Source organism: Butyrivibrio sp., assembly GCF_024699075.1.
The window spans coordinates 1-3718 of sequence record NZ_JAILQF010000232.1; the positions used below are offsets into that span (position 1 = coordinate 1).

Genomic DNA, 3718 nt, shown 5'->3' on the forward strand with positions numbered 1-3718 from the left:
TGTTTTGGTGGCTACTGAAGAAAATAACGTCGTTGGCTATTTGGATCTCACAAAGAATTATGAAGAAAATGAGCCCTATGATGTGTTTGTAAAAGATGAATACCGCAGAAAAGGATATGGCAAAAAGCTCCTGGCCAAAGCCATAGAACTGAACAATCCTAAGGGCATGTCTTTGATGGTAGATGTTGATAATGTTCCGGCAATTCGTTTGTATACATCAATGGGGTTTGATAAAGTTGAAGGACAGAACTGCGTATATGCGACTTGGAATGTGTAAAGCTGCATATTAAAAGGGTCTTAAGTATTTATAACAGACAAAAAATCTACTATCTGTTGGATGAAGTTGCTATGCAATTTCTCGGGGAATTGCAGAATGAGATTGAGGGCCTGCGCAAGTAAACGAAAGTACTAATTATATTAGAAAGACAGTAGAATAGCCATTTTTACTGTGTTATTATAAGGCATACGCTTGCGAAATCGTGAGTATATGCCTTTTTATACTAGAATGTTAGAAAAATATACTATGAGTAAAGTGCAAATAGATAAAATGCAGTTAAAATAATGATGTTAGGAAAGCAATATGAGCTCAGATAATAGAGATATTGTAAGGATAGATTCATACGATGATACCAGGTTTTCTCAGATGGTTCTTAATCAACACGGGGCTTATCTGATAGATGGAGAGCCTTATGAAGTTGAAATAATTGACAACATAACAGCAATTGTCAGGGGGAAGGATGCTTCAGTATATGTTGATTTAATCGAAGAATTCCGCTTTAATGCTCCTCATATTACAAGATATATTGATTCTGATAATAATCTTGTAGCTGAGTATGGGCAGGAACAACTGATAGAAATAAAACTATCAGATATACAACCATCACAGTTTTTTATCGATGAAACTAAGTTGGAGGCGGTAAAGACTTTCGTTCATGATAAGAATGATATTGTTATACAGGCTAAGCCTTGTAACAACCGTTATATATCTCTGGATGGGCATACAAGACTTTACCTTGCAGTAGAGCGAGGCTATGAAACAGTTAAGGCTGTTATATCTGAAAGCGATGAGTGGGTATGGCCCTTTGTTAATGAAGCAGTAAAAAGAGGAATCAAAACGCCAAAAGATATGCAGTTACTTACACATGAGCAGTATGAGATCCAGTGGAATCAGTACTGTGACAGTGTTTTTGAAAAGGATAACAAAACAGGAGAAGTATTTTAAAAGGTATAGAAATGATAGAAATAGTTGAATTTACAAGAGATTACGTTGATAAAGTGATAGATTATGAAAAGAGATTACGTCAGGAAGAGCCAGATACATATTTCTGGGAGCCCGATGATGAGTATAGGGATAAAATTATAGCTTCTTTTTCAGATGAAAGGTTTGTTAATGCAGTGTCATTTCTTGCGATAGAGAAAGATGCTGTTATTGGTAGAATTGATGCTTCAATCGTATCAAGCCGAAATGATGGAGAGTGTTATGCAGCATACCTTGACTGGATATGTGTTCTCAAAAGTAAAAGGCATCTTAAGGTTGCTCAGATGATGCTTACAAAGCTTCGTGAAGAGTTGAAGAGTAGAGGTACATCTATGTTGATAGCACTTATGGCACGAAATGATGAAGCTCAGAGATTTTATAGAAGCGTAGAAAATGCAGAGATTCATGATGAAGGGATATGGATCAATCTTTAATGAAGAATAATATTGCTTTGGGAGATCGTACAGAAGAAACAGTACGAATATATTTTGAAAAGGCTCAGAAGCCTGCAATTAAAGCTGTGCTTCCACAGAAGGCAACTACTGTAGAAGAGGCAATAGCAGACTATCACAAATCGCTACTTCCTACTGCGAATAGTTTTGGAAAGACCATATTGGTGAACGGCGAGTATATTGGAGATATTTGGTGTTACTGTATTAATAGTTCAGAAACACCTAATGCTATGCTAAGCTATTGTATCTTTGATGAGAATTATTGGAATAAGGGAATAGCTACAGGAACAACATTACTATTTTTAGAAGAAATAAAGAATAAGTTTAATCTGGAATCTATCGGTGCATTTACTTATTCTAATAACCTGGAATCTATTAAAGTGTTGGAAAAAACAGGCTTTGATTTGGTAGAGTCTTTTGAAGAAGATGGCAGAGAATCCAAATATTTTCAAAAGTGTCTCTAATATAGACTGTTTTGGAAAAGAAAAAATAATTCAAGTATAACTGGTACAGAGTAATCGGGAGAAAAAAATAATGGGAAAAATAGACCTTATTCCGGTAAAAGAAAATGAACTCGAACTACTACACAAAATGCAGGTAGAAAGCTTCATGCCACTATATGAGAAGTACCATGATGAGTGTAGTCCTGCAATAGAAACTCTTGAAAGAATTAAGAAAAGAGCAGCCATACCTAACAGGCAATATTATTTCATAATGCAGGACGGTAATAAAGTCGGAGCGATCAACCTTGGTCACAATGACCCTGAAGAAAAACATATTTCTTTTATCAGCCCTATATTCATATTGCCGCAGTACCAGAGTCAGGGGATTGGATACAAAGCCATACAGGCTGCGTTTGAACAGTACCCGGAAGTTAAGGAATGGATACTTGAAACAATACTCCAAGAGCCGAGGAACTGCCACTTATACGAAAAATGCGGATTCGTAAGATTCGGTGTCGAAGAGGTTGTTAATGATAAAATGACGCTGATTACATATAGGCTTGAAAGAAATACCCACTAGTAAAGAAGGATAAAAACTATGAAAAAAGTATATCTAAAAGAAGCAAACATGGAAGATGTGCAAAAGGAGTACGAGTTTATAACCCAGCTTCCAGAGGACGAAAACGGCTTCACCAATAAGGATTATGGTTGCTCATACGAAGAGTTTGAAAAGAAGATCCTCCCGGGGTATATAGATAAATCCAATGGAATAAACCTTTCTCCCGGACATGTTCCCGGAACAGAATACTTCCTGTGGGATGGCGATACGATCGTAGGACTTTTCAGGATCAGGCATCACCTGTGCGAAGCGCTTGCCAATGGCGCCGGCCACATAGGATATGGAATCAAAAAAGAATACCGCGGCAAAGGATATGCCAATGAAGGCCTGCGCCTGACTATAGAAAAGGCATGGGAGATCATTCCGGAAGACGAGATCTATATGTCGGTTCATAAGGATAATCCTGCATCTTTGAAAACGCAGCTTAAGAACGGCGCTTATATCCACCATGAAGATGACAAGGAGTTTTTTACCAGAGTGAAAAGACCTGAGGCTGATCTTGAATTGGTAGAAGCCGATGACAAATATGCTGATGATATCAGTGCATACAGACAGGAATTCATTGACTGTGAAGATCACATGGATGGTTGCGGTTCTCTTAGAAAATTTGAGAACCCGCTTGCGTACATTGAAAATTGCAGGCAGAGGGCAGCAGAAGACGCACCAGCGGAGATTGGAGGTCACGCTAAGCAGTTCTTTTGCATAAGAAAATCTGATGAACATCTTATCGGAATGATCCAGTACAGATATGAAGCAGATCCGAAGTTCCAGATAGGATATTCGGTACGTCCATGCGATAGAGGCCATGGCTATGCAAAGTGGATGCTTAAGGAGCTTTTGTTATGGCTTAAACAGCAAGGAATGGAAGAAGCTACTATTGCTTGTGAACCTTCTAACATTGCCAGCGAGCATGTGATTCTTAGTTGTGGTGGTAAGCTTGTAGAGA

Annotated in this window: 6 protein-coding genes; all 6 read left to right on the forward strand. The window is 38.1% G+C overall.

Features of this window, described 5'->3' with window-relative positions; all coding sequences use genetic code 11:
* Nucleotides 1-277 (forward strand): GNAT family N-acetyltransferase (locus tag K6G87_RS09305; protein WP_296836251.1); only part of this gene is annotated, 277 nt, incomplete at its 5' end.
* Nucleotides 278-580: 303 nt separating this feature from the next.
* Nucleotides 581-1222 carry a hypothetical protein gene (locus tag K6G87_RS09310; RefSeq protein ID WP_296836254.1) on the forward strand — a complete coding sequence of 214 codons (642 nt, stop codon included), beginning with the start codon at nt 581-583 and terminating at the stop codon, nt 1220-1222.
* A gap of 11 nt (nt 1223-1233) precedes the next feature.
* Nucleotides 1234-1692, forward strand: a complete 459-nt coding sequence (locus tag K6G87_RS09315) for a GNAT family N-acetyltransferase (RefSeq protein ID WP_296836257.1) — start codon at nt 1234-1236, stop codon at nt 1690-1692.
* The gene (locus K6G87_RS09320) at nt 1692-2174 is read left to right on the forward strand and encodes a GNAT family N-acetyltransferase (RefSeq protein ID WP_296836260.1); all 483 of its coding nucleotides are present in this window, start codon (nt 1692-1694) and stop codon (nt 2172-2174) included. Before K6G87_RS09315 ends, K6G87_RS09320 begins: the two co-directional genes overlap by 1 nt.
* Before the next feature lie 70 nt (nt 2175-2244).
* Nucleotides 2245-2733, forward strand: a complete 489-nt coding sequence (locus K6G87_RS09325; RefSeq protein WP_296836263.1) for a GNAT family N-acetyltransferase — start codon at nt 2245-2247, stop codon at nt 2731-2733.
* 18 nt (nt 2734-2751) lie between these two features.
* The coding region (locus K6G87_RS09330; protein WP_296836266.1) for a GNAT family N-acetyltransferase at nt 2752-3718 on the forward strand (967 nt) is incomplete at its 3' end.

Bases quoted from the DNA above. Each gene is read 5' to 3' on its own strand.
- K6G87_RS09310 (WP_296836254.1), top strand. From the start codon at position 581: ATGAGCTCAGATAATAGAGATATTGTAAGGATAGATTCATACGATGAT.
- K6G87_RS09315 (WP_296836257.1), top strand. From the start codon at position 1,234: ATGATAGAAATAGTTGAATTTACAAGAGATTACGTTGATAAAGTGATA.
- K6G87_RS09320 (WP_296836260.1), top strand. From the start codon at position 1,692: ATGAAGAATAATATTGCTTTGGGAGATCGTACAGAAGAAACAGTACGA.
- K6G87_RS09325 (WP_296836263.1), top strand. From the start codon at position 2,245: ATGGGAAAAATAGACCTTATTCCGGTAAAAGAAAATGAACTCGAACTA.